4 protein-coding genes are annotated in these 24,507 nt (G+C 41.1%); all 4 read left to right on the top strand.

Annotation, left to right across the window (positions count from 1 at the left end; genetic code table 11):
* Nucleotides 1–23 precede the first annotated feature (23 nt).
* The 4 genes from HOO91_15955 (at nt 24) to HOO91_15940 (ending at nt 24,475) form a co-directional block, all read left to right on the top strand.
* The gene (locus HOO91_15955) at nt 24–3,449 is read left to right on the top strand and encodes an amino acid adenylation domain-containing protein (GenBank protein ID NOU19051.1); all 3,426 of its coding nucleotides are present in this window, start codon (nt 24–26) and stop codon (nt 3,447–3,449) included.
* 72 nt (nt 3,450–3,521) lie between these two features.
* A complete protein-coding gene (locus tag HOO91_15950; protein NOU19050.1) occupies nt 3,522–6,977 on the top strand; it encodes an amino acid adenylation domain-containing protein in 3,456 nt (1,151 codons plus the stop codon).
* Between the two features lie 83 nt (nt 6,978–7,060).
* Nucleotides 7,061–13,777: an amino acid adenylation domain-containing protein gene (locus HOO91_15945; GenBank protein ID NOU19049.1), complete on the top strand. Its 6,717-nt coding sequence runs from the start codon at nt 7,061–7,063 to the stop codon at nt 13,775–13,777.
* A 63-nt stretch (nt 13,778–13,840) separates the two neighbouring features.
* Nucleotides 13,841–24,475 carry an amino acid adenylation domain-containing protein gene (locus HOO91_15940; protein ID NOU19048.1) on the top strand — a complete coding sequence of 3,545 codons (10,635 nt, stop codon included), beginning with the start codon at nt 13,841–13,843 and terminating at the stop codon, nt 24,473–24,475.
* Nucleotides 24,476–24,507: the final 32 nt, after the last annotated feature.

Raw genomic sequence — 24,507 nt, 5'->3', positions numbered from 1 at the left:
TTAAATATTAATTATAAATAGAAATGGAAAACATTCACATTTTTTTTAACGAATTTAGACTTAACGCAGGAGCTGTATGGCTAGAGGGGGATGCTCTTAATCTTTCTGTTCCAAAAAAGTTTCAGAACCAAGAAACAAAGGATTTTATTGTAAATAATAAGAATCATATAATATCTGTTCTTAAAGAAAATCAAATTTTTTCAATCGAAAAATTCCTGAGTGTAGAAATATTAAGAGATAATACAATAACACATTACCCTTTAAGCCCATCACAGGAACGTTTATGGTTTATTGAGCAGTATGAAGAAGGAACCAATGCTTTTCATATTCCTACATTTTATGAACTTGACGTTAATACTGATGTGGAGGGCTTAAAATACGCACTACAGCAGATAGTAAAAAGGCATGAAGTATTAAGAAGCACAATTGAACTGGGAGATGATCAGAAACCATATCAGGTAATTCATGATAAGCCATTAATTATAAAAGAAATAGCATTAGCGCTTAAGGAAGACTATGAATTACTTATCAAAGAAGACATTAACCGCCCATTTGACTTAAACTCAGAATATCCAATCAGGACAATATTTTATACAGTTCAATCTGGTAAGGATGCATCCGAAAATCCGTTGAAAAGAACTATACTATTGATAAACATTCATCATATTGCTACTGACGGCTGGTCAATGGATATATTTCTAAGAGAACTATTTGCATACTACAATGCCTATACTAGAAAGGATACCGATTTTTGTTTACCCGCTCTGGAGATACAGTACAAGGACTATGCGGTATGGCAAAGAGCCTTTTTAGTAGGAGATACCTTAGAAAAGCAATTAAACTACTGGAAAACCAAACTATCTGGTTATCAGGATTTAGAATTACCCACCGATTATGTAAGACCTAATAAGATAAACAATGAAGGTTCTAGTGAAGAATTTTCTATAGACAAAGCAATTAGCCAAAAGCTAAGGGCGTTATCCCAGCACTATGGAGTAACATTACAGAGTGTAATGTTAAGCAGCTTTAGTATTCTGTTAAGCAAATATACTGGTCAGGACGACATCGTGATTGGAAGCCCGATTGCAAACAGACACCGTAGACAAACCGAAGGACTTATAGGATTCTTCATCAATACTCAAGTAAATAGGATACTGCTAAACAATAACCAAAAATTTGAGGACTTAATTCGTCAGGTTCACAAGGATCAGGTAGAAGCGCAATTAAATCAGGATTTGCCCATTGATGATTTAATCGCTGAACTAGGTGTGGAGCGAGATGCTTCTAGAAATAATATTTTTCAGGTATATTTTGTAGTACAAAGTTTTGGTAAGCAGCATAGTGCTTCAGAACAACAAAAAAAATATATTACTCCCATTCAAGAAAATTTCTTTTATAAAGTAGAGAAATTTGATTTATCTGTCAATATAGATGATGATGGTGAAGAAATTACGGGTGATATTAGCTATGCAACTAGTTTATTTCATAGTGACACAATAGTACGTATTATTCATCAGTATATACATCTTCTTACCCAGCTCACCAAAGCACCAGAAAAATCATATAGTCAACTTTGTTTACTCGATGCTGATGAGTACAACCAGATTATTTACAAATGGAATGAAACAGATAAAGATTATCCCAAAGATAAGTCAATCCATCAACTGTTTCAGGAGCAAGTGATAAAGACACCTGATAATATAGCCGTAGTTTATGGACAACAAAAATTAACCTATCACGAACTTGATGAGAAGAGTAATCAACTGGCGTGGTTTATTAGAACACAGTATCAGCAAAGGACAAAGCAGACCCTTAAAGCCGATACACTAATCGCCTTATATCTGGATAGAAGTTTAGAAATGATAGTAGGGATTTTGGGGGTTCTTAAAGCTGGAGGGGCTTATGTTCCTATGGATCCAACTTATCCGCAAGAAAGACTGGATTATATGTTAGAGGATACAAACACAGAACTTATACTCAGCCAAAAGCACCTTAGTGGACATGGTAATACACAATTACCTCATGGTAAGGTGGTTTATATAGACCTGACGGAAGAACTTTACAATAAAGAAGATAAATCAAACCTCCCTCAGTATAATAAATCGACCGATCTTGCTTACGTGATTTATACCTCTGGAACAACAGGGAATCCTAAAGGAGTAATGGTTGAACACGCAGGGGTTAATAATGAAATATTATCACAGCTTGAGATGATACCATTAGTACCATCTGATAAATCATTACTAACTGCTAATATCATTTTTGATGCGGCAGCCGAATGTATTTATATGTCATTGTTCAGCGGTGGTAGTCTCCATATATTGGATAATAAATCAATATTGGATTCCGATTACATAAAAGAGTATGTTGAGAGTTCAGGAATAAATGTTTTTAACACAACTCCTAGTTACTTGAATAGTTTAGGAATTAACCTATTCTCTCCAAATGTTAAGCATATCATACTTGGGGGTGAAGCATATCAGAAGGTTGAATCATCTGCAAAAGTATATAATACTTATGGGCCAACTGAAACTACAATTGTTTCAACAGGTGGAGAAGTTGATTACAACAAAAAAATACATATAGGAAAGCCTATCAATAACACACGAGTATATGTACTTGACCAAAATAATACTCCAGTTCCAATAGGTGTTATCGGCGAGTTGTACATTGGGGGAGCGGGCTTGACAAGGGGCTACTTAAAACTTCCAAAACTAACAGAAGAGCGCTTTGTTTTAAACCCATTTATCACTGAGGCGGATAAAGCCAAAGGTTATACTAAAATGTATAAAACAGGCGATTTGGTGAGATGGTTACCTGATGGTAATTTGGAATTCATGGGCAGAAATGATGATCAAGTAAAGATTCGTGGACATAGAATAGAGTTGAGCGAAGTAGAACACGCTCTAAACCAGATTCAAGGCGTTAAACAGAGCTGTGTATTGGTAAAAGAACGAAAAACAGAAACAGATAGTAGTAATTATTTAGTAGGCTATTATGTTTTAGAGAATATCGATAATACAATTAGTCAAGTTACTATTCTGAGTAAATTATCGCTTGTATTGCCGGAATATATGATGCCAAGTGCTCTTGTTGCAATGGAATCATTCCCATTGACCATCAATGGCAAATTGGACAAGCGCAATTTTCCCGAACCAGATTTTCACCCCTTAACGAGGGAATATGTTGAACCAAGAAGTGAAAATGAAAAGGCAATATGTGAAATTTGGCAGGAATTATTGGGATTGGAAAAAATTGGAATTACTGATGATTTCTTTCAAATAGGTGGTAACTCCATCTTGGCCATACAAGTATCGCATCGAATGCGCAAAGTATTAGGGGGTGATGTGAAAGTTGCTGATGTATTTAAACTAAAAACCATTAATAGTTTAATAGAAAATATTACTTTAATGCAAAAAAATCATGAAAACGTTGAATTTGAATTTTAGTTAAAAGTTTCCATTTAAAAGTCGATAGGATAATTATTTATCAGTCGGATATAAACATTATTGTTAATCAAAATGAAAAACACTCACACATTTTTTAATAAATTGAGAACTAGTGCAGGAGCTATCTGGCTAGAGAATGATACCATTAAGCTTATTGCTCCTAAGGATTTTCAAAACCAAGAAACAAAAGATTTTATTCTGAATAATAAAACATCAATTATTGCAATTCTTAATGAAAATCAAATTTTCTCGAAAGAAAAATTTTTAGATATCATAATCTTAAAAGATAGTTCGATAAAATATTACCCATTAAGCCCAGCGCAAGAACGTTTATGGTTTATTGAGCAATATGAAGGGGGAACTAATGCTTATCACCACCCCTCTGTACTTGAACTTGATAGTGCTACCGAAGTTGAGGGAATAAAATACGCCATTCAACAAATTGTATTTCGACATGAAGTGCTCAGAAGCACTATAGAGCAAATAGATGATCAAATGCAGGGTATACAGGTAGTGCACAATGAGGCATTAATCATTGAGGAAATAACTTTAAATGCGGAAGACTACGAAACCTTTATCAAGAAAGACGTTAATCGTCCATTTGATTTAAGCAAAGAATATCCTATCCGAGTAAAGTTTTATTATATCAAACAAGATAAACCCTTATCTGAAAATCAGCTGAATAAAACAATATTATTGATTAATGTCCATCATATTGCCACTGATGGCTGGTCAGTAAATATTTTTCAAAAAGAACTAATTGCTTATTACGAGGCTTATATCAATAAAAACATAGGATTTAATCTACCTCCCTTGGAAATTCAGTACAAGGACTATGCAGTATGGCAGAGATCTTTCCTTAGTGGGGTTATATTAGAAGAACAGTTAAACTACTGGAAATCGAAATTGTCTGGCTATCAACACTTGGAACTACCTACAGACTATGCAAGACCGAACGAGATAGACTATAAGGGCACTTTCGAAGGTTTCATGCTTGACAGAGGAACTAGCCAGAAACTTAGGGAGTTAGCTCAGCGTTTTGGGACAACGCTTCACAGCGTGATGTTGAGCAGTTTTGGTATCCTTTTGAGTAAGTACACTGGACAAGACGATATCGTGGTGGGTAGCCCAATTGCCAATAGACATTATCAGCAGATAGAGGATTTAATCGGATTTTTCGTTAACACTCAGGCAAACAGAATTATACTAGATGATACACAAAGCTTCGAATCCTTAATACAACAAGTTCACCAAGGACAGGTGGAGGCGCAACTTTATCAGGACTTGCCCTTTGAGAGACTTGTGGAGGAACTCGGTGTTCAGCGAGATACATCACGGCATCCCATTTTTCAAGCTTTGTTCGCTGTCCAGAGTTTTGGTAGTAAAAGTCAACAAAAAACTTATTTCAAACCATATCGGGCAAAAAACACTTTCGAAGTAGAGAAGTTTGATCTATCTGTTTTTATAGGCGATAGCATAGATGAACTATCAGTAGTATTCAGTTATGCTACAGCATTGTTCTGTAAAGACACCATAGAACGACTCCTTTCGCATTACAAGCACCTACTTGTCCAGTTAACAGAAGCCCCAGCAAAGCCTTACAGCCAGTTAAGCCTTCTCGGAGATGAGGAGTATCAACAAATTTTATATAATTGGAGTACTACTGGTCAAAATTACCCGAAGGATAAAACAATCCCCCAACAATTTCAAGAACAGGCTGAAAAAACTCCTAATAAAACTGCTTTATCATATGAAGGTAAAAAGTTTACATATCAACAACTCAATGAGAAAAGCAATCAGCTAGCTCGGTACATCCGGGAGCAATATCAACAAAAAACGAAGCAGCCATTTATTGAGGATACGCCTATTGCTATATACTTAGACAGAAGCCCAGAGGCGGTGATAGGAATTTTAGCGGTGCTGAAGGCAGGTGGAGCGTATGTACCTATAGATACTGGGTATCCACAGGATAGGGTAGATTATATATTGGAGGATGCCCAAACGGAACTTGTCCTCAGCCAGAGATACCTATGTGAGGGTGGTAAAATCCGACTTCCTGTGAAAAGGGTTTTGTATATAGACCTGACAGAGGAATTATATCAAAGGGAAGATGTATCCAACCTTTCACAGCACAGTAAAGCAGAGAGTCTTGCTTATGTGATTTACACATCTGGAACAACAGGTAGACCCAAGGGAGTTATGGTGGAGCACAGAGCCATACTGAGTTTAGTGTATAATAACTACATTCAAGTGTCTGGGAATGATACTTTCGCCTTTCTCTCTTCCCCAACGTTCGATGCCACAACTTTTGAAGTATTTACACCCCTACTTAATGGCAATACTTTGGTAATACCTAAGGATGTAAAGAATCTGGCATCGGATATCAAGGAGTTTAAAATGTTTCTTGATGTGAATAGAATAACCATCCTGTGGCTTACAAAAACTCTATTCGAAAGTCTATATTATTCTGATAATACTCTATTCGAAGGCCTAAATTACTTGATTATTGGTGGTGAGGCGTTAGATAAGAACACGGTTAACAAATTGATTAGAAGTAGTGCAAAACCGAAACACTTTCTAAATGGTTATGGACCTACAGAAAGTACAACATTCGCTTGCACCTATGATATGAAAAATCCGATAGAGGGTTATAGTGTGCCAATAGGTATGCCGATTAGCAATAGAAGTGTCTATGTCCTTGATCGAAAAGGTAACCTAGTTCCTACTGGCATATTAGGTGAGTTGCACATCGGTGGAGCGGGTTTAGCAAGAGGCTATCTTAAACATCCAGACTTGACAAAGGAGCGCTTTATTCCCAATCCCTTTGCCACTCAATCAGACATAGATAATGGCTACACCCGACTTTACAGGACAGGAGATATTGTACGCTGGCTTCCCAATGGTAATCTTCAGTTCATTGGAAGAAATGATGATCAAGTAAAGATTCGTGGGTTCAGGATAGAATTGGGCGAGATCGAACATGCACTATTACAGATTTCAGGGATTCGACAATGTTGTGTGTTGGTCAAAGAGCGGAAAACGGAGGCGAGTAGCAATAAGTATCTAGTGGCTTACTACGTGTTGGGTGAAGGCGGTGAGATGCTTACTTCTACTACCATCTTGGATAAATTATCGTTAGTGCTCCCTGAATACATGATGCCAAATGCCTTGGTGGTAATGAATTCGTTTCCGCAAACTGCCAACGGAAAATTAGATAGGCATGCGTTACCTGATCCTGATTTTAGCCAGCCTGCAAAGGAATATGTTGCACCAACTACTGAGTTGGAAATGGAGGTATGTAAGATATGGCAGGAAGTTCTTGGCTTGGAGAGGGTGGGTATTACTGATAATTTCTTCAAAATAGGAGGTAACTCAATCTTAGCTATTCAGGTGTCACATCGAATGTCCAAGGTGATGGGATGTGCAGTGAGGGTTGCTAATGTGTTTAAATATGGGTGTATTGAAAGTTTGCTAACAAACATATCCCATGCTCGGGTCAATTGCGAAAATGTTGAGATGGACTTTTAGGTGCGGAATTTTTTACATGTAGATTAGTTACAATAGAAAAATATAGACTTATAGTATATAATATATTATTATTTAGAGTTAATATGGCAGACATAATTTCCTTTTTTGAAAAGTTGAGATTTAACGCTGGAGCTATTTGGCTTGAGAGCGATACGATCAAACTTTCCGCTCCAAAAAATTTTCAGAACCAAGAAACTCAGGACTTTATTAGAAATAATAAGAGTCATATAAGATCTATTCTTAACGAAAATAGTATCTTTTCGAAGGAACAATTTTTGAATGTGAACATCCTCAAAGATAAATTCGTAACTCATTACCCGCTGAGTCCAGCACAAGAGCGGATTTGGTTTGTCGAACAATACGAAGAGGGAACCAATGCCTACCATATCCCTAGCGTCCTTGAACTTGATTCTAGTATTAACATAGAAAACCTAAAGGATGCTATTAAGCAAATTGTGGCTCGGCATGAAGTGCTCAGGAGTACGATTGAACAAAGTGAGGAACATGCATGTGGGATACAAGTAGTACATGATACACACCTAACTATTGATGAAGTCCTTGTGACTGAAGATGAGGACTACCTGAAGTTAATTAAAGAGGATGTCAATCGTCCCTTCAATCTGGGTATAGAATATCCTATTAGGGTTAAACTGTACTATATTCAGGGCTCCAATGCAAAGTCCATAGAATCGAGTACAAAGATCTTGCTGATAATTAACATACATCATATAGCGAGTGATGGCTGGTCAATGACCATATTTCAGCGTGAGATGGAAGCCTTTTATGATGCCTACTCTAAAGGGGAAATGAATTTTAGCCTACCTGCACTGGATATTCAGTACAAGGACTATGCAGCATGGCAGAGGGTTTATTTATCCAGTGAGGTTTTGGAGGAGCAATTAAACTTTTGGAAGGGAAGATTATCAGGCTACCAAGTTTTGGAATTACCTGCTGACTTTATTAGACCAAGTCATGTGGACTACAAAGGATCGTTTAAAGTATTCACTATCAGTGAGGAAGTCTGCCAAAAACTTAGAGGCTTGGCTCAGCAACATGGTGTTACATTGCATAGTTTGATGCTGACTAGTATTGGTATTCTACTGGGAAAGTATACTGGACAGAACGACATCGTTATTGGCAGCCCTATTGCTAACCGTCAACACCATCAAACCGCAGATCTAATCGGCTACTTCGTTAATACACAGGCAAATCGAATACTGCTCCACGATGGGCAAAGTTTTGAGGGTCTGATAAAGCAGGTTTATCAAGAACAGGTGGAGGCGCAACTTTATCAGGATCTGCCCTTTGAGAGGCTCGTAGAGGAATTGGGTGCTGAACGAGATACTTCAAGACACCCAGTTTTTCAAGTAATGGTTTCCATGCAGAGTCATGACAAACCAAGTAAAAAAGCAAATCAAAAGATATTATATTCAAACTCAATTAAGGTTGGAACTATATATGAGGTTGAAAAATTTGATCTATCGTTCTTTGTTGAAGATGGTTATGAAAAGATTAAAGTAGCAATAAGTTATGCGACAAGTCTATTCTGTAAGGAAACCATTGAGAGACTTTCAAATCACTTTATTCATCTTGTTAACAAGTTGGTGGAAGCTCCAGAAAACCCTTATGAACAGATCGGCTTGCTTAGTTCCGAAGAGTACGAACAAATCGTCTATAAATGGAACGAGACAAGCAAGAATTATCCTAAGAGTAAAACAGTTTCCCTTCTATTCCAAGAACAGGTTGAGAAAGTACCGGGTAATATAGCACTTGAGTATGAGGGACATCGACTTACCTACCGTGAACTCAATGAACAGAGCAACAAACTAGCTCGGTACATTAGGGCGAGATATGAGGCAAAGACAGGGCAAACCCTCACGGGGGATAACCTCATCGCCCTTTATCTTGATAGAAGCCCAGAAATGGTGATCGGTATACTAGCTGTTCTGAAAGCAGGGGGATCTTATGTGCCAATGGATATGAATTACCCACAGGAGCGTGTTGACTATATTCTTGAGGATACTAATGTAGAACTTGTACTCAGCCTTAAACGCTTGAGTAAAGATCACCAAGATAAGCTACCAAAAGATAAGGTTATTCATGTTGACTTAACGGAAAGGTTATACGAAGAAAAGGATGCTTCTAATCTTCCTCAGCATAGCAGCGGGACAAATCTAGCTTATATAATTTATACATCAGGGACTACTGGTAAGCCCAAAGGGGTGATGGTTGAGCATCATCAGGTGGTGTCTTTTGCTATCGAGAATAATTACATTAGTAATGATAAAGCACATATTGTTGGAGGATTATCAAACTATGCTTTCGATGGTAGCATTTTTGATATATTTTTCTCATTATTAAATGGCAAGCATTTAGTTCTGATTGATAGCAGTAATCTGTTTGATTTATCCAAGCTAGACACTCAACTCATAGATTGTAAGGTAGATACAATTTTCATTACAACGGCTCTGTTCAACTCATTGATACAAAATAAGGCCAAGTGCTTGACTAGTGTTAGGCAGGTGTTATTTGGAGGAGAGGCCTGTAGTATTGAAATGGTTAATAGATTTAAAATAAACTACTCTGAATCAACACTGATTCATGTTTATGGTCCCACTGAAAACATTGTTTACTCAACATTTTGTAATCTAAGCGATTATGACACAAAAAATGTTGTCCCGATCGGAAAAAATCTGTCAGACAAGAAATTATATATTTTAGATAGACATCTTTTTCCAGTTCCAGTTGGTATTATTGGAGAACTATACATTGGCGGAGCTGGTGTAGCTCGTGGATATTTGAAACGCCCAGAATTAACGGAGCAACGTTTCATCTCCAATCCGTTTGCTACAGATTCGGGCAAGACTAACGGATATACTAAACTTTACAAAACTGGCGATCTAGTACGCTGGTTGCCTGATGGCAACATCCAGTTCATTGGGAGGAACGATGATCAAGTGAAGATACGTGGGTTCAGGATAGAGTTGGGCGAGATTGAGCATGCTATAACTCAGATACAAGGTGTTAAACAGTGCTGTGTGTTGGTAAAAGAGCGTAAAACCGAAGTGGGAAACAACAAGTATCTTGCCGCATATTACGTTTTAGATGGAAGTGATGAAACCCTCACATCAGCAGCCATCCTAAATCAGCTATCGGGGAGACTTCCGGAGTATATGTTGCCCAGTGCTTTTATGGCGATGGAATCGTTCCCGCTAACTATCAATGGCAAATTGGATAAGCGGGCTTTACCAGACACGGACTTCGACTCATCATCGGGGGAGTACGTTGCCCCAACGAATGAGATAGAAACAGAACTTTGTAGTGTGTGGCAGAAGGCTCTTGGGTTGAATCGGGTTGGCATAACGGATGACTTCTTTCGGGTAGGTGGAAACTCAATACTAGCAATACAGGTTTCACATAGGATGAGCAAGGTGTTAAATTGCGATGTAAAAGTTGCTGGAATATTTAAACATAAAACCATCTTACAATTACTGCTTCATAGTGAGGGTCAAACCAAGATAAACATACCCAAAATTAAAACGGATAGGGCTGTCCTATCCTTTGCTCAGGAGAGGTTATGGTTTGTTGAACAATACCAAGGGGGCACCAACGTCTACCATATGCCAGCTGTATTTGAACTCGATAGCAGTGCTAATGCAGATGCGATAAGATATGCGCTCCAGCAGATCGTCCAACGTCACGAGGTGTTAAGAAGTACCATTCAACACGATGAGCAAGAACGTGGTGTTCAGGTAGTGCACGATGCAATAGTCCCCATTGAGGAAGTAATGCTTTCGGATCTAGATGATTATAGGTCTTTCATCAGGGAGGATATCAACCGCCCTTTCAATCTAAGTTCTGAATATCCAATTAGGATTAAATTTTATACTATTCAAGCCAGTAAAACGAAACTTGAAACTCCTCAGAGCAAAATCTTACTCCTTATCAATACTCACCATATTGCAAGTGATGGTTGGTCAATGGGTGTATTCCAGCGAGAATTATACGCCTACTATGAAGCTTATATTAGTAAAAATAAGGAATTTCGCTTACCTGCTTTGGAAATTCAGTACAAGGACTACGCTGTGTGGCAGAAGGCCTACCTTACAGGAGGAACTCTAGAAAAGCAGTTAGATTACTGGAAAAACAAGTTGTTGGGCTATCAAACACTAGAATTACCGACCGATTATACTAGACCGAATGAGATAGACTACAGAGGTGCCCATCAAGGATTTTCACTGAGTACCTCAACTAGCGATAAGTTGAGGGCACTAGCACAACGACAAGGTGCAACTCTCCACAGTGTGATGTTAGGCGGGCTAAGCATCCTTATGGGTAAATACACTGGACAAGAAGATATCGTCACTGGCAGCCCAACTGCCAATAGGCATCATCAACAAACGGAGAATTTGATTGGCTTCTTCGTTAATACACAGACAAACAGAGTGGTGTTAAAAAAACACCAAAGTTTTGAGGCCTTAATTCAACAGGTTCATCTGGATCAAGTGGAGGCGCAACTATATCAGGACTTTCCATTCGAGAAATTGGTCGAGGAATTGGGGGTTGTCAGGGATACTTCCCGCCACCCCATCTTCCAAGTAATGTTCTCGGTGCAGTCTTTTGGTGGGAGGAGTAAAACAATTGGTCAACAGAAGAGTTACTTCAAGCCATTTCAGTTGGAGAACGCCTACGAAATTGCAAAATTTGATTTATCAATACATTTAGATGATAGTCAGCAAGAACTAAAAGGGCAAATCAGCTATGCCAAAGCTCTATTTCGTCCCGAGACTATTGAACGGTTTTTGACCTACTATGTAAGTCTACTTACTCAACTAACGGAAACCCCTGAGAAACCTTACAGTCAGATTAGTTTACTTAACCCTGAAGAGTATCACCAAATTGTTTATCAGTGGAATAAAACATACAAGGAATATCCTAAGGATAGTACAGTTTTCCAACTATTTCAGGAGCAAGTGGAGAAAACTCCTAATAGTATTGCCTTGGTCTACGAAGGTCAGCGATTAACCTACCGTGAACTCAATGAGAAGAGTAATCAACTGGCTAGGCATATTCGGGCGAAATACCTAAAAATAACCGACCAATCCTTTGCTGCTGATACTCTGGTTGCTATATATCTGGATCGGAGTGTAGAATTGGTGATTGGTATGCTAGCTATAATGAAAGCTGGCGGTGCATACGTGCCATTGGATACTAATTACCCTCAGGATAGGGTGGATTATATATTGGGAGATACTCAAGTTGAAATTGTGCTTAGCCAGAAGCACTTGAATCAAGACAATCACGTACAGTTACCACACGAAAAAACCATTCTCATAGATTTGGCAGAAGAACTGTATCAAAACGAGGATACATCAAACCTACCCCAGTATAGCACCGCAGGTGATCTGGCTTATGTAATATACACATCCGGAACGACAGGTAAACCAAAAGGGGCTACGATAACACATCGTTCGATATGTAACTATAATCAATGGATTTATAGTCATAGTTGTTATGTAAATGCTCAGATAATTGATTGCTCTTCAAGTATATCTTTTGATGCAACTGTCAATGTGTTATTAACACCTTTGTGTTACGGACAGCAAGTTGTTATCTGTAAGGCGGGTATCAAACAAGATATTAACTTATACCTTGATTATATCAATAGGCATAAAATTGAGTTGATTAAAGTTACCCCAAGTTATTTCTCCTTGCTATTAAACAGTAGCAGAGGTAATAACAAACTAGAATTATTAAAGTGTATTATTGTCGGAGGAGAAAAAGCGAATAAAGTGGAATTGGAGGAATTTATTAGATTAAATCCATCAATAGAAATATTACATCATTATGGACCAACAGAAACAACCGTTGGTATTACAAGTTTTACTGATTTTAACAATAAAGAATTACTTAATAGTTTGGAGTCAATTCCATTGGGGAAAGTAACTAGCAATAACATGGCCTATGTTCTAGATTCGAATAATATACCTGTACCCATTAATATCATAGGTGAACTACATATAGGTGGAGTAAGTTTAGCACGAGGTTACTTAAACCGTCCAGAGTTCACAGAAGAGCGATTTGTCACCAACTGGTTCGCCACGGAATTTGAAAATGCAAATAACTATACCCGTCTTTATAAAACAGGGGATCTGGTGAGATGGCTTCCCGATGGCAATCTGGAGTTTATTGGTAGAAATGATGGTCAGGTAAAGATTAGGGGTTACAGAATAGAGTTGGGTGAGATAGAATACGCCATAACCCAAATTCCAGGAATAAAGCAGGGCTGTGTGATTGCCAAGGAGCGAAAATCAGAAGGTGGCAGTAATAAGTACTTGGTAGCCTACTATGTGTTGGGTGAAGGTGCTGATATACTTACCCTTGAGGCCATACAAGGGAGGCTTTCATGTGTGCTTCCAGAGTACATGGTACCCAGCGCATTTGTGGAAATGAAGTCGCTCCCGATGAACATTAACGGGAAATTAGATCGGCGTGCATTACCCGAGCCGGACTTCAACATGTCTAAGGAGGAATACATTGCTCCAACAACTGAGATTGAAGCAAAAGTGTGTCAAATATGGCAGGAGGTACTGGGTGTGGATAGGGTTGGCATCACGGATAACTTCTTCAAAATGGGAGGCAACTCAATTCTGGCCATACAGGTATCGCATAGAATGAGCAAAATTTTAGAGTGCTCGGTGAAGGTTGCAAGTGTGTTCAAGTATAGTAGCATTGAGGGGATACTAAAAAATATTATTTATAAGCAGATTAATTTAGAAGGTGTTGAACTAGAGTTTTAGGTGTTAGTAATCTTCAATAATTATTAATTACCAGCATATTAAAGAATTTAACTTGGAGTCAGTATGACTAGAATAAATATCTTTTTTAACGAGTTAAGGATTAGTGATGGAGCTATTTGGCTTGATAATGAAACTATTAAACTTTCCGCTCCCAAAAAGTTTCAGAACCAAGAGACGAATGATTTTATCAAAAACAATAGAATCCAGATAAAGTCTATTCTTAATGAGAATTTAATTTTCTCTAAGGAACGCTTTCTTGATACTATAATTCTTAAGGACAGTTCAATAAAGCACTATCCACTGAGTCCAGCTCAAGAAAGATTGTGGTTCATTGAGCAGTATGAGGGTGGAACTAATGCATACCACATTCCTTCAATATTCGAACTTGAAACCGACACAAATGTTGATGCTATAAAATACGCCCTTCAACAAATTGTGGTTCGCCATGAAGTGCTACGAAGCACAATTGAGCAACGTGATGATCAGCCGCAAGGTATACAGGTAGTACACGATACACCCCTTGTGATCGGAGAAATAACCCTCTCTGATGATAAAACTTTCCTAAAACTAATTCAAGACGACATTAACCATCCGTTCAACCTTAGTGTTGAATACCCAATTCGAAGCAAATTATATCATGTTCAAAAATCCAATACTAAGGACGGAAATACTATAAGCAAAAAATTCTTGTTGATAAACATACACCATATTGCAAGTGATGGCTGGTCTATGTCTATATTTCAACGCGAATTACATGCGTACTATACGGCTTATGTTAACCACATAACCGAATTCGCTCTTCCCCCATTGGAAATCCAGTACAAGGATTATTCTGTATGGCAAAAGGCTTACCTCACGGGAGAGATACTAGAAGACCAACTGCATTACTGGAAAAATAAATTATCTGGATATCAGACCCTTGAACTACCTGCTGACCTGGTGAGACCTAGCCGAATTGATTATAAAGGAGCCCATGAAGTATTCAAACTTAATAAGGATGTTAGTCATAAATTGAGATCAATTGCTCAGCGCAATGGTACCACACTATACAGTGTGATGCTTAGCGGTACTAGTATACTATTGGGGAAATATACAGGCCAAGACGATATAATTATTGGAAGTCCAATCGCAAATCGCCATCACCAGCAAACGGAAGGGCTGATCGGGTTTTTTGTTAACACGCAGGCGAATAGAGTTTTACTAAGGGAAGATCAAAGCTGTGAAGCATTAATAAAGCAAGTTCATAAAGAGCAAATGGAAACGCAGCTCCATCAAGACCTTCCCTTCGAAAAATTGGTTGAAGAACTTGGTGTTATCAGGGATACCTCTAGGCATCCAATCTTTCAAGTAATGTTTTCAGTCCAGAGTTTTAGCAGTCAGAATAAATCACAAGTCCAGCAAAAGAGCCTTATCAAGCCAGTCTCATTAGAAGGCAACTATAAGATAGAGAAATTCGACATGTCTATCTTTATAGATGATAATCAGGAAGAAATTGTAGGAATTGTCAGTTATGCCACAAGTTTATTCCATAAGGACTCCATCAAGAGATTTACCCATCTCTATTCCCAACTGCTCACCCAATTATCAGAAACACCAGATAAAACATATTCTCAGATCAGCCTTTTAAGTACAGAAGAGCATAATCAGTTTATATACCATTGGAGTAAAACTGGTGAGGATTATCCTAAGGGTAGAACAATTCCACAGGTATTCCAAGAACAAGTAATGAAATTTCCTGAAAACATTGCTTTAGTTTATGAGAATTTTCGGATGAACTTTAGGGAACTGGATCAGCGCAGTAATCAGTTAGCGAGGTATATCCAGTTACAATACCAAAATAGAAACGGAAAACCTATTGCAAAGAATACACTTATAGCTCTATACATAGAAAGAAGTCCAGAATTGATAGTAGGAGTTCTTGCTATACTTAAGGTAGGAGGGGCATATGTGCCAATAGATACAAACTATCCACAAGAAAGAATCGACTATATTCTTGAGGACACTGACACAGAACTCATCCTAAGTCAGAAACACTTGAACGAGAGTGATATTGTAAGTCTACCAAAAGAAAAAGTCATTGTTGTAGATTTAACAGAAGAATTATATAAAAAAGAAGATTCGTCCAATTTAATGCAAGTTTGCAGTGGCGGTGAACTTGCTTACGTAATATATACATCAGGAACCACTGGCAAACCCAAAGGTGTGATGGTGGGACAAGAGGCTATTCTGAGTTTGGTCTGGAGCAATTATATTGATGTATCTAGCAATGATATTTTTGCATTTTTATCTTCCCCGGTATTCGATGCAACCACATTTGAGTTATTCACGCCCCTTCTCAAAGGGAATACATTGGTAATTCCAAAAGATGTTAAGAATCTTGCCTCGGATATTAAAGAATTTAAGAACTTCCTTAAAAATCAAAAAATTACAGTATTATGGCTTACAAAAACACTTTTCGATAGCCTCTACTACGGAGATAATACTTTATTTGAAGATCTAAACTACCTAATCACTGGAGGGGAAGCACTAGATAAAAATACTGTTAATCTCATGATTAATAACCCAGCAAGACCAAGGCACTTGCTAAATGGTTATGGCCCTACCGAAAGTACTACTTTCACTTGTACTTATAGTCTCGACAAAACAGTAGAAACAATTAGTGTGCCCATTGGTAAGCCGATTAGTAACAGAACAGTCTATATTCTAGATAAATATTTAAAACCAGTTCCTATTGGCGTTATCGGAGAACTGTACATAGGAGGTGCTGGTCTTGCCCATGGCTATTTAAAGCGATCTGAATTAACAAAAGAATGCTTTGTATCCAATCCGTTTGCCTCTGAAAAAGATAAGAAAAATGGATTTATTCGACTCTATAGGACTGGTGACTTGGTACGTTGGCTGCCTGATGGTAATATTGAGTTTATGGGCAGAAATGATGATCAAGTTAAGATTAGAGGGTTTAGAATAGAATTAGGGGAGATTGAACATGCCCTAACACATGTTAAAGGAATAAAACAAAGTTGTGTAATAGTTAAAGAGCGGAAAACAGAATCGGGAGGTAACAAATACATTGTTGCTTATTATGTGATGGATGGTAGTGAAACAACACTCACATCCGCTATAATACTTGAAAAACTATCACATACTCTGCCCGATTATATGCTGCCGAGTGCCATGGTACTCATGGAATCGCTTCCGCTGACTTCAAACGGCAAGTTGGATCGCCGAGCCCTGCCAGATCCAGATTTGGGGGCAGCTGCGGCAGAGGCATACGTTGCTCCATCCACAGTTCAGGAGGTTGAACTGTGTCAGGCGTGGGCGAAGGTTCTGGGCGCAGAACGCATAGGCGTCACCGACGAATTCTTCGCCGTTGGTGGCAACTCCATCCTAGCTATTCAGGCCTCCCACCGCATGAGCCGGGTTCTGGGACGCGACGTCAAGGTCGCTGACATATTCCGATATCGGACGATCGCCCAACTACTAGATCATGGTGTGGGTGGCGTTCGGGCTTATATCCCACGGGTATCGAGCGACCGAGTTGATCTCTCTTTCGCTCAGGAGCGCCTTTGGTTCATCGAGCAGTACGAGGAGGGCAGCAGCGCTTACCATATCCCAGCTCTATTCGAACTAGGAGTGGGTGCTAACCGCGAAGCATTGAAATCGGCTCTGAGGGCTGTTGTTGCTCGGCACGAGGTTCTGCGCAGCACAATAGAACAGGCAGAGGGTGAGAAGCGAGGCATTCAGGTGGTACACCACGAACCACTACTCATTGGTGAGATTTCTGTGTCTGCCGGGGGCGACTACATCTCCCTAATTCGTGACGACATCAATCGCCCCTTTGATTTGGCGCACGAGTACCCAATCAGGGTAGTGCTCTACGATGTACAGTTCGACGCCTCACGGAGCGGCACCCTACTTCTTATCAACACTCATCATATTGCCAGTGACGGATGGTCAATGGGTATATTCCAGCGCGAATTGTCTGCATACTATAGTGCCCACCTCCGTGGCGATTTTGCGTTCCGACTCCCCGAACTGGAAATCCAATATAAGGACTTCGCAGTTTGGCAGCGGAATTACCTCAGTGGGGAGATGCTTAATCGTCAATTGGCTTACTGGAATGGACGGCTCGCTGGCTTCCAGAATTTGGAGATGCCCACCGACTTTGTTCGACCCAACGAGGTAGACTACCGAGGCAGTAACCTGGGTTTTACCCTAGGTCTTGACGCCAGTCGGCAGTTGCGTACCCTCGCCCAACGTCATGGCGCAACCCTCTACAGTGTCATGCTCAGTAGTTTTAGCATCCTATTTGGCAAATACACAGGTCAAGATGATATCGTCATTGGTAGCCCCATGGCCAATCGTCACCACAGGCAGACTGAAGGGCTCATCGGCTTCTTTGTCAACACTCAGGCCAATAGGATTCTCTTGGGTGCAGACCAGAATTTCGACACGCTAGTCAGGCAAGTTCAGAGAGATCAGATTGAGGCACAGCAGCATCAGGATCTACCCTTCGAGCGATTGGTTGAGGAGTTGGGTGTAACCCGCGACCTCTCTCGCAACCCTGTATTTCAGGTCATGTTTACTGTGCAGAGTTTTGGCAGTTCTAAAGAAGAGCAGGGAGATGAGTTGGGTCACCTTGTCCCATTCAACATTGGTGGTGCCTACGAGATTGAGAAGTTCGATCTATCGATATTCATCGACGATAGCAGGGAAGAACTTCGGGGACAGTTCAGCTACGCCACCAGCCTCTTCCGTGCAGATACGATTGAACGACTCATTGCTCACTACCAGCGTCTCCTCGCCCGACTCCTAGAAGCTTCTGATAAGGCTTATAGCAAAATTGCTCTAATTAGTGAAGCCGAGTTCAACCAAATTACTCGTGAGTGGAATCGTCCAGACCATGAGTACCCCAATGGGAAGACAATCCCCCAACTCTTCGGCGAGCAGGTTGCCCGGACCCCTGAGGGAATAGCCTTGGTCTACAATGAGCAGCAGCTGACCTACCGCCAGCTCGACGAGCGGAGCAACCAGCTCGCCCGGCACATCCGCACCCGATACCAGCAACGAACCGGTCAGCCGCTAGCCCCCAGCACGCTAATCGCCCTGAGCATGGAGCGGAGTTTGGAAATGATCGTGGGAATCCTCGGTGTACTCAAGGCTGGAGGAGCCTATGTTCCTATGGATCCAGGGTATCCTCAGGAGCGTGTTGATTATATCTTAGGCGATACAAAAGTTGAACTGGTTATTAGTCATCGTTCGGCAACACGACGAGCTGAATTTCCAAATGAACGAATCGTTTATGCTGATCTCACCGAACCCCTCTACCATGAGGAGGATGTTTCCAGTTTGCCAATGTATAGTCAGGCACCTGATCTTGCCTACATCATATATACTTCTGGTTCAACTGGAAACCCTAAAGGTGTTCGCATAACCCATAGGAACTTCTGCCCACTAATGCATTGGGGCTATGAGGTGATGAGGTTGAAACCTGATGATCGGGTACTCCAGAACCTATCCTACTACTTCGACTGGTCTGTTTGGGAGATCTTCATCGCCCTCACCAGCGGGGCTAGCCTCTACATGGTATCCAAGGAGTTCCTTCTCGATCCTGTAAGAGTTTATGACTTTGTAGAGTCTAACAAAATCACAGTTATCCATGGGACTCCCTCTTGGTTTAGTTCCATTTTACAGCCTGGAAAACGACTTGATAGCCTGCGGATGCTAATTCCTGGGGCAGAGAAGTTGGGCGTTGATACTATCCTTCGTTACATTGAACATGTTAGTCCTGAGTGTCGAATCTTTAACATGTACGGCCCAACGGAGGCTACTATTATGTCAGCGGTTCATGAAATCGACAGAAGTAAACTAGCCTACTACCAGACCCTTGGCAGCATCCCGATCGGGGAACCCATAGCCAACCTATCTCTAGCGGTTTTAGATCGAAATATGAACCATTGCCCTGTAGGTGTGCCAGGAGAACTTTATATCTGTGGTGATGGCGTATCCAAGGGCTATCTCAACGATGAGGAGAAGACCCGACGAGCCTTCATCCCCAACCCACTTTCCGAATTGCGAGGCGAGACCCTGTACAAGACCGGAGATCAGGTTCGCTGGCTCACTGGAGGTAGCATTGAATTCTTTGGACGAAACGATGATCAGGTTAAGATTAGAGGATTCCGTATTGAACTTGGAGAGATAGAGAACGCTTTAACCCGTATTGCTGGGATAAAACAGGGCTGTGTTTTAGTACGTGAGCGTAAACTTGGTTCGGGCAGCGATAAATATTTGGTGGGTTATTATGTTCTTGAAGAGGGAATTACAATTGGTCAGGCAGAGATTAGAGAAGCTCTTGTTGCCTCTCTCCCAGAGCATATGGTGCCAAGTATCCTCATTGCTATGGATTTCTTCCCGATGAACCTCAATGGCAAGTTGGATAGACGTGCTTTACCAAACCCAGACTTGGGGGCTGTAGCAGTTGAGACTTACGTTGCTCCAACTACAAAGCAGGAAGTAGAAGTGAGTCAGGTTTGGGCAGATATTCTAGGAATTGAACGTGTTGGTGTTACCGATGAATTCTTTTCACTTGGAGGCAATTCCATTTTGGCTATTCAGGCTTCGCACCGCATGAGTCGGGCATTAGGGCGTGATGTTAAGGTTGCTGATATTTTCCGATATCGAACAATCGCTCAACTCTTGGGACAGGACACAGATGGCGTTCAGGCCATCATCCCTCGGGTGAATGGCAACCGTGCGGATCTGTCATTTGCACAGGAGCGTCTATGGTTTATCGAGCAATATGAGGAGGGGAGCAGCGCTTACCACATCCCCGCCCTGTTTGAGTTAGGAGAGGGTGCTGATTGTGATGTTTTGAAGCGCGCCTTAAGGGCTGTCGTTTCCCGACATGAGGTGCTACGGAGTACAATAGAACAACCTGATGGCCAGGGACGTGGTGTGCAGGTTGTACACGATACTCCGCTGCCTATTGAAGAAGTGAAAGTGCCTGCTGGTGCAGACTACAAAGCCATACTAAGAAAAGATATTAATCGCCCATTCAATTTAGGACGTGAGTATCCAATTCGTGTGACCATTTACGATGTGCAGCTAAGTGACTCGCAGCACAGTAAACTATTACTCATCAACACTCATCACATTGCTAGCGACGGCTGGTCGATGGGCATATTCCAGCGTGAGTTGTCCAACTACTACAGCGCCTACCTCAGGGGTGACGATATGTTCCGTATTCCCGAATTAGAAATACAGTACAAGGATTTTGCTGTTTGGCAACGTGATTACCTCAGCGGGGAGACTCTGAATCGTCAGTTGTCATATTGGAAAGGAAAACTCAGCGGTTTTCAAAATTTGGAATTACCTACCGATTTCGTCAGACCGGGCGAAGTTGATTACCGAGGGGCTTCTCAAGGCTTTACCCTTGGGGTCGATGCCAGTCGGCAGTTGCGTGCTTTGGCTCAGCGGCACGGTGCCACCCTTTACAGCGCCATGCTTAGCAGTTTGAGTATTCTACTCGGTAAGTATTCGGGGCAGGACGACATCGTTATCGGCAGCCCTATGGCTAACCGACATCACCAGCAAACCGAAGGGCTAATAGGCTTCTTCGTTAATACTCAGGCCAACCGGATTCTATTAAATGTTGACCAGAATTATGATACCCTGATTAATCAGGTTCAGAAGGAACAGATAGAGGCGCAGCAGCATCAGGATCTCCCCTTCGAACGGCTGGTTGAAGAGCTGGGAGTAACCCGCGACCTCTCCCGCAACCCTGTTTATCAGGTTATGTTCAGCGTGCAGAGCTTTGGTAGTGCTAAAGAGGATCAGGGAGATGAACAGGATTACCTTGTCCCATTCCATCTAGGTGGTGCCTACGAGATCGAGAAGTTCGACCTATCCATCTTCATCGACGACAGCCAAGAAGAACTTCGGGGTCAGTTCAGTTACGCTACCAGCCTTTTTAGTAGCGCTACGATAGAGCGACTTATCACGAGATATAAACTCCTTCTCTCCCGACTTCTAGAGTCCCCCGATATGCCCTATGGGCAAATCAGCCTCATAGATGATGCCGAACGAGAGCAGATACTATACAAGTGGAATCGTCCAGATCATGAATATCCAAATGAAAAGACAATACCCCAACTTTTTGGCGAGCAGGTAAAACGAACCCCAGATGGCATTGCCCTAGTGGGAGAAAATCACCGACTCACCTACGATGAACTCGATAGAAAGAGCAACCAACTAGCTCGCCGAATCCGAACTCTCTATCAGGAGCGAATAGGTCAACCACTCCCTAGTGGTGTTATGATTGCCTTGAGCCTAGACCGTAGTGTTGAGATGATTATTGGTATTCTGGGCGCTCTTAAAGCTGGTGGAGCTTATGTTCCAATGGATCCTAACTACCCACAAGAGCGTGTTGATTACATTCTGGGCGACACCCAGACTGAACTCATAGTGGCTCAGCACGGGGGCACACGACGTACGGAGTTACCTAGTGATAAGATTGTTTATGCCGACCTTACCGAATCACTTTATAAAGATGAGGACGATGCTGGGCTACCGATATACAGCCAGCCTGATGGCCTCGCCTATGTCATCTACACCTCTGGTTCGACGGGAAATCCCAAAGGCGTTCGTATTAGCCATAGAAACTTCTGCCCATTAATGCATTGGGGTTACGAGGTTATGAGGCTTCGCCCCGATGACCGGGTTCTCCAGAATCTATCCTACTACTTCGACTGGTCTGTATGGGAGATCTTCATTGCCCTCACCAGCGGTACTAGCCTATATACTGTTCCAAAGGATCTACTCCTCGACCCAACACGGGTGTATGATTATTTAGAGAACAATGGAATTACCGTTGTTCACGGTACGCCCTCGTGGTTCAGTTCGATACTTCAACCCGGGAAGCGACTGGATAATTTGCGGATGCTCATCCCTGGGGCTGAGAAGCTGGGTGTTGACACCGTCCTCCGCTACATCGAGCATGTTAACCCGGAGTGTCGTATCTTCAACATGTACGGCCCTACCGAGGCTACCATCATGTCTGCCGTTCACGAGATCGACAGAGATAAACTTGCTTATTATCAGACCCTAGGCAGTATCCCGATCGGGGAACCCATCGCCAACCTCTCCCTAGTTGTCCTAGACCGCAGCAAGAACCTCTGCCCCGAAGGCATTCCAGGGGAGCTCTACATTGCTGGAGATGGTGTATCTGTGGGTTATCTCAACGATGAGGAGAAAACCCGACGTGCCTTCCTTACCAACACTATTTCTGGGCTACGAGGACAAACCCTTTATAAAACAGGAGATCAGGTTCGCTGGCTCTCGGACGGGAGCATAGAATTCTTCGGACGAAATGATGATCAGGTTAAGATTCGTGGCTTCCGGATTGAACTTGGGGAGATAGAGAATGCGCTAACCCGAATTGCTGGCGTTAAGCAAGCCTGTGTCTTAGTACGTGAGCGACGTACCGGTGCGGGTAGCGATAAGTATATAGTCGGCTACTATGTGTTGGAATCAGGGGTCACTTTACCCCAGACAGACATCCGAAGTACCCTCGCTGGTGTTCTCCCAGAGCATATGGTGCCTGCCATTCTTATTGCTATGGACTCCTTCCCGATGAATCTTAACGGCAAATTGGATCGTCGGGCTCTGCCAGATCCAGATCTAGGTGCTATGGCAACCGAAACTTATGTAGCCCCAGTTACAGAGCAGGAAATCGAACTCTGCCGTGTATGGGCAGAGGTGCTGGGTACTCAACGAGTTGGTGTTACTGACGAGTTCTTCAGCATTGGTGGCAACTCCATCCTAGCTATCCAGATATCGCACAGGATGAGCAAAGTCTTGGGTTATGATATAAGAGTAGCCGATGTATTTAGACTTAAATCCATTGATAAGCTATTGGCTGCTCAAGAAGTCAATTTCGAACTGGTTAAACCATACAATCAAAATTACAACCCAGATTTAGAGGACATGATTTTTATCTCACCCGGTAGAGCTGGTTCCGAAATGTACCAGCACTTAACCGAAATGCTATCTTCAAAATATAACTGTATTGGAATAGATAATTATAATATTCACAATAAAAAGAAGATAGATTCCTTAAACAAACTTGCAAATCATTATCTATCAGAATACGAGAAAAGATACTCGTTTAAGGAAACCGTTAACCTGTTAGGATGGTCTCTCGGCGGGCAGATTGCCTTGGAAATGGCAGGAATTCTTGAAACAAAAGGTTTTAAAAGCATCAATGTAATTCTATTGGATACCTATTTAAGGGATGAAAATACTAGGAAGTTAATTAGTGGTATTCAAGTAAATACTGAAGATGCTATAAAACAAGATGAGAGTTATATGATAGAAAAATTCGGAGCAGATTACTTTGAAAAAGTAAAATCAGCCTCGGAGGCTGAGGCTAAGATAGCAGACTCATCCATAAGTAATCGCATAAAATACTCAAACGTAATCCTGTTTAAGGCTACTCAAGCGAATCCTAGCATGAATACTGAGATTTCTAGGTTAATGCATGATCATTACAAGTCTCTTAAATCAAATAATATTGATTTAATTGCTTCGAATATTGAAGTGTTTAATTTAGATTGTCATCACTTTAATCTTATTGATTCAAAAGGTGTGACAGTAGGAGAATTTCTTTTATCTAATAAGGTTTTAGATAAAATTAGTTAATAACAAGCAAGCCCAGTATAAATAGCATGGTT

The sequence above is a fragment of the Bacteroidales bacterium genome, from assembly GCA_013141385.1.
Classification (GTDB): domain Bacteria; phylum Bacteroidota; class Bacteroidia; order Bacteroidales; family Tenuifilaceae; genus UBA8529.
Note: the sequence above shows the minus strand (reverse complement) of the source record. Positions and strands in the feature narration are given on the sequence as shown.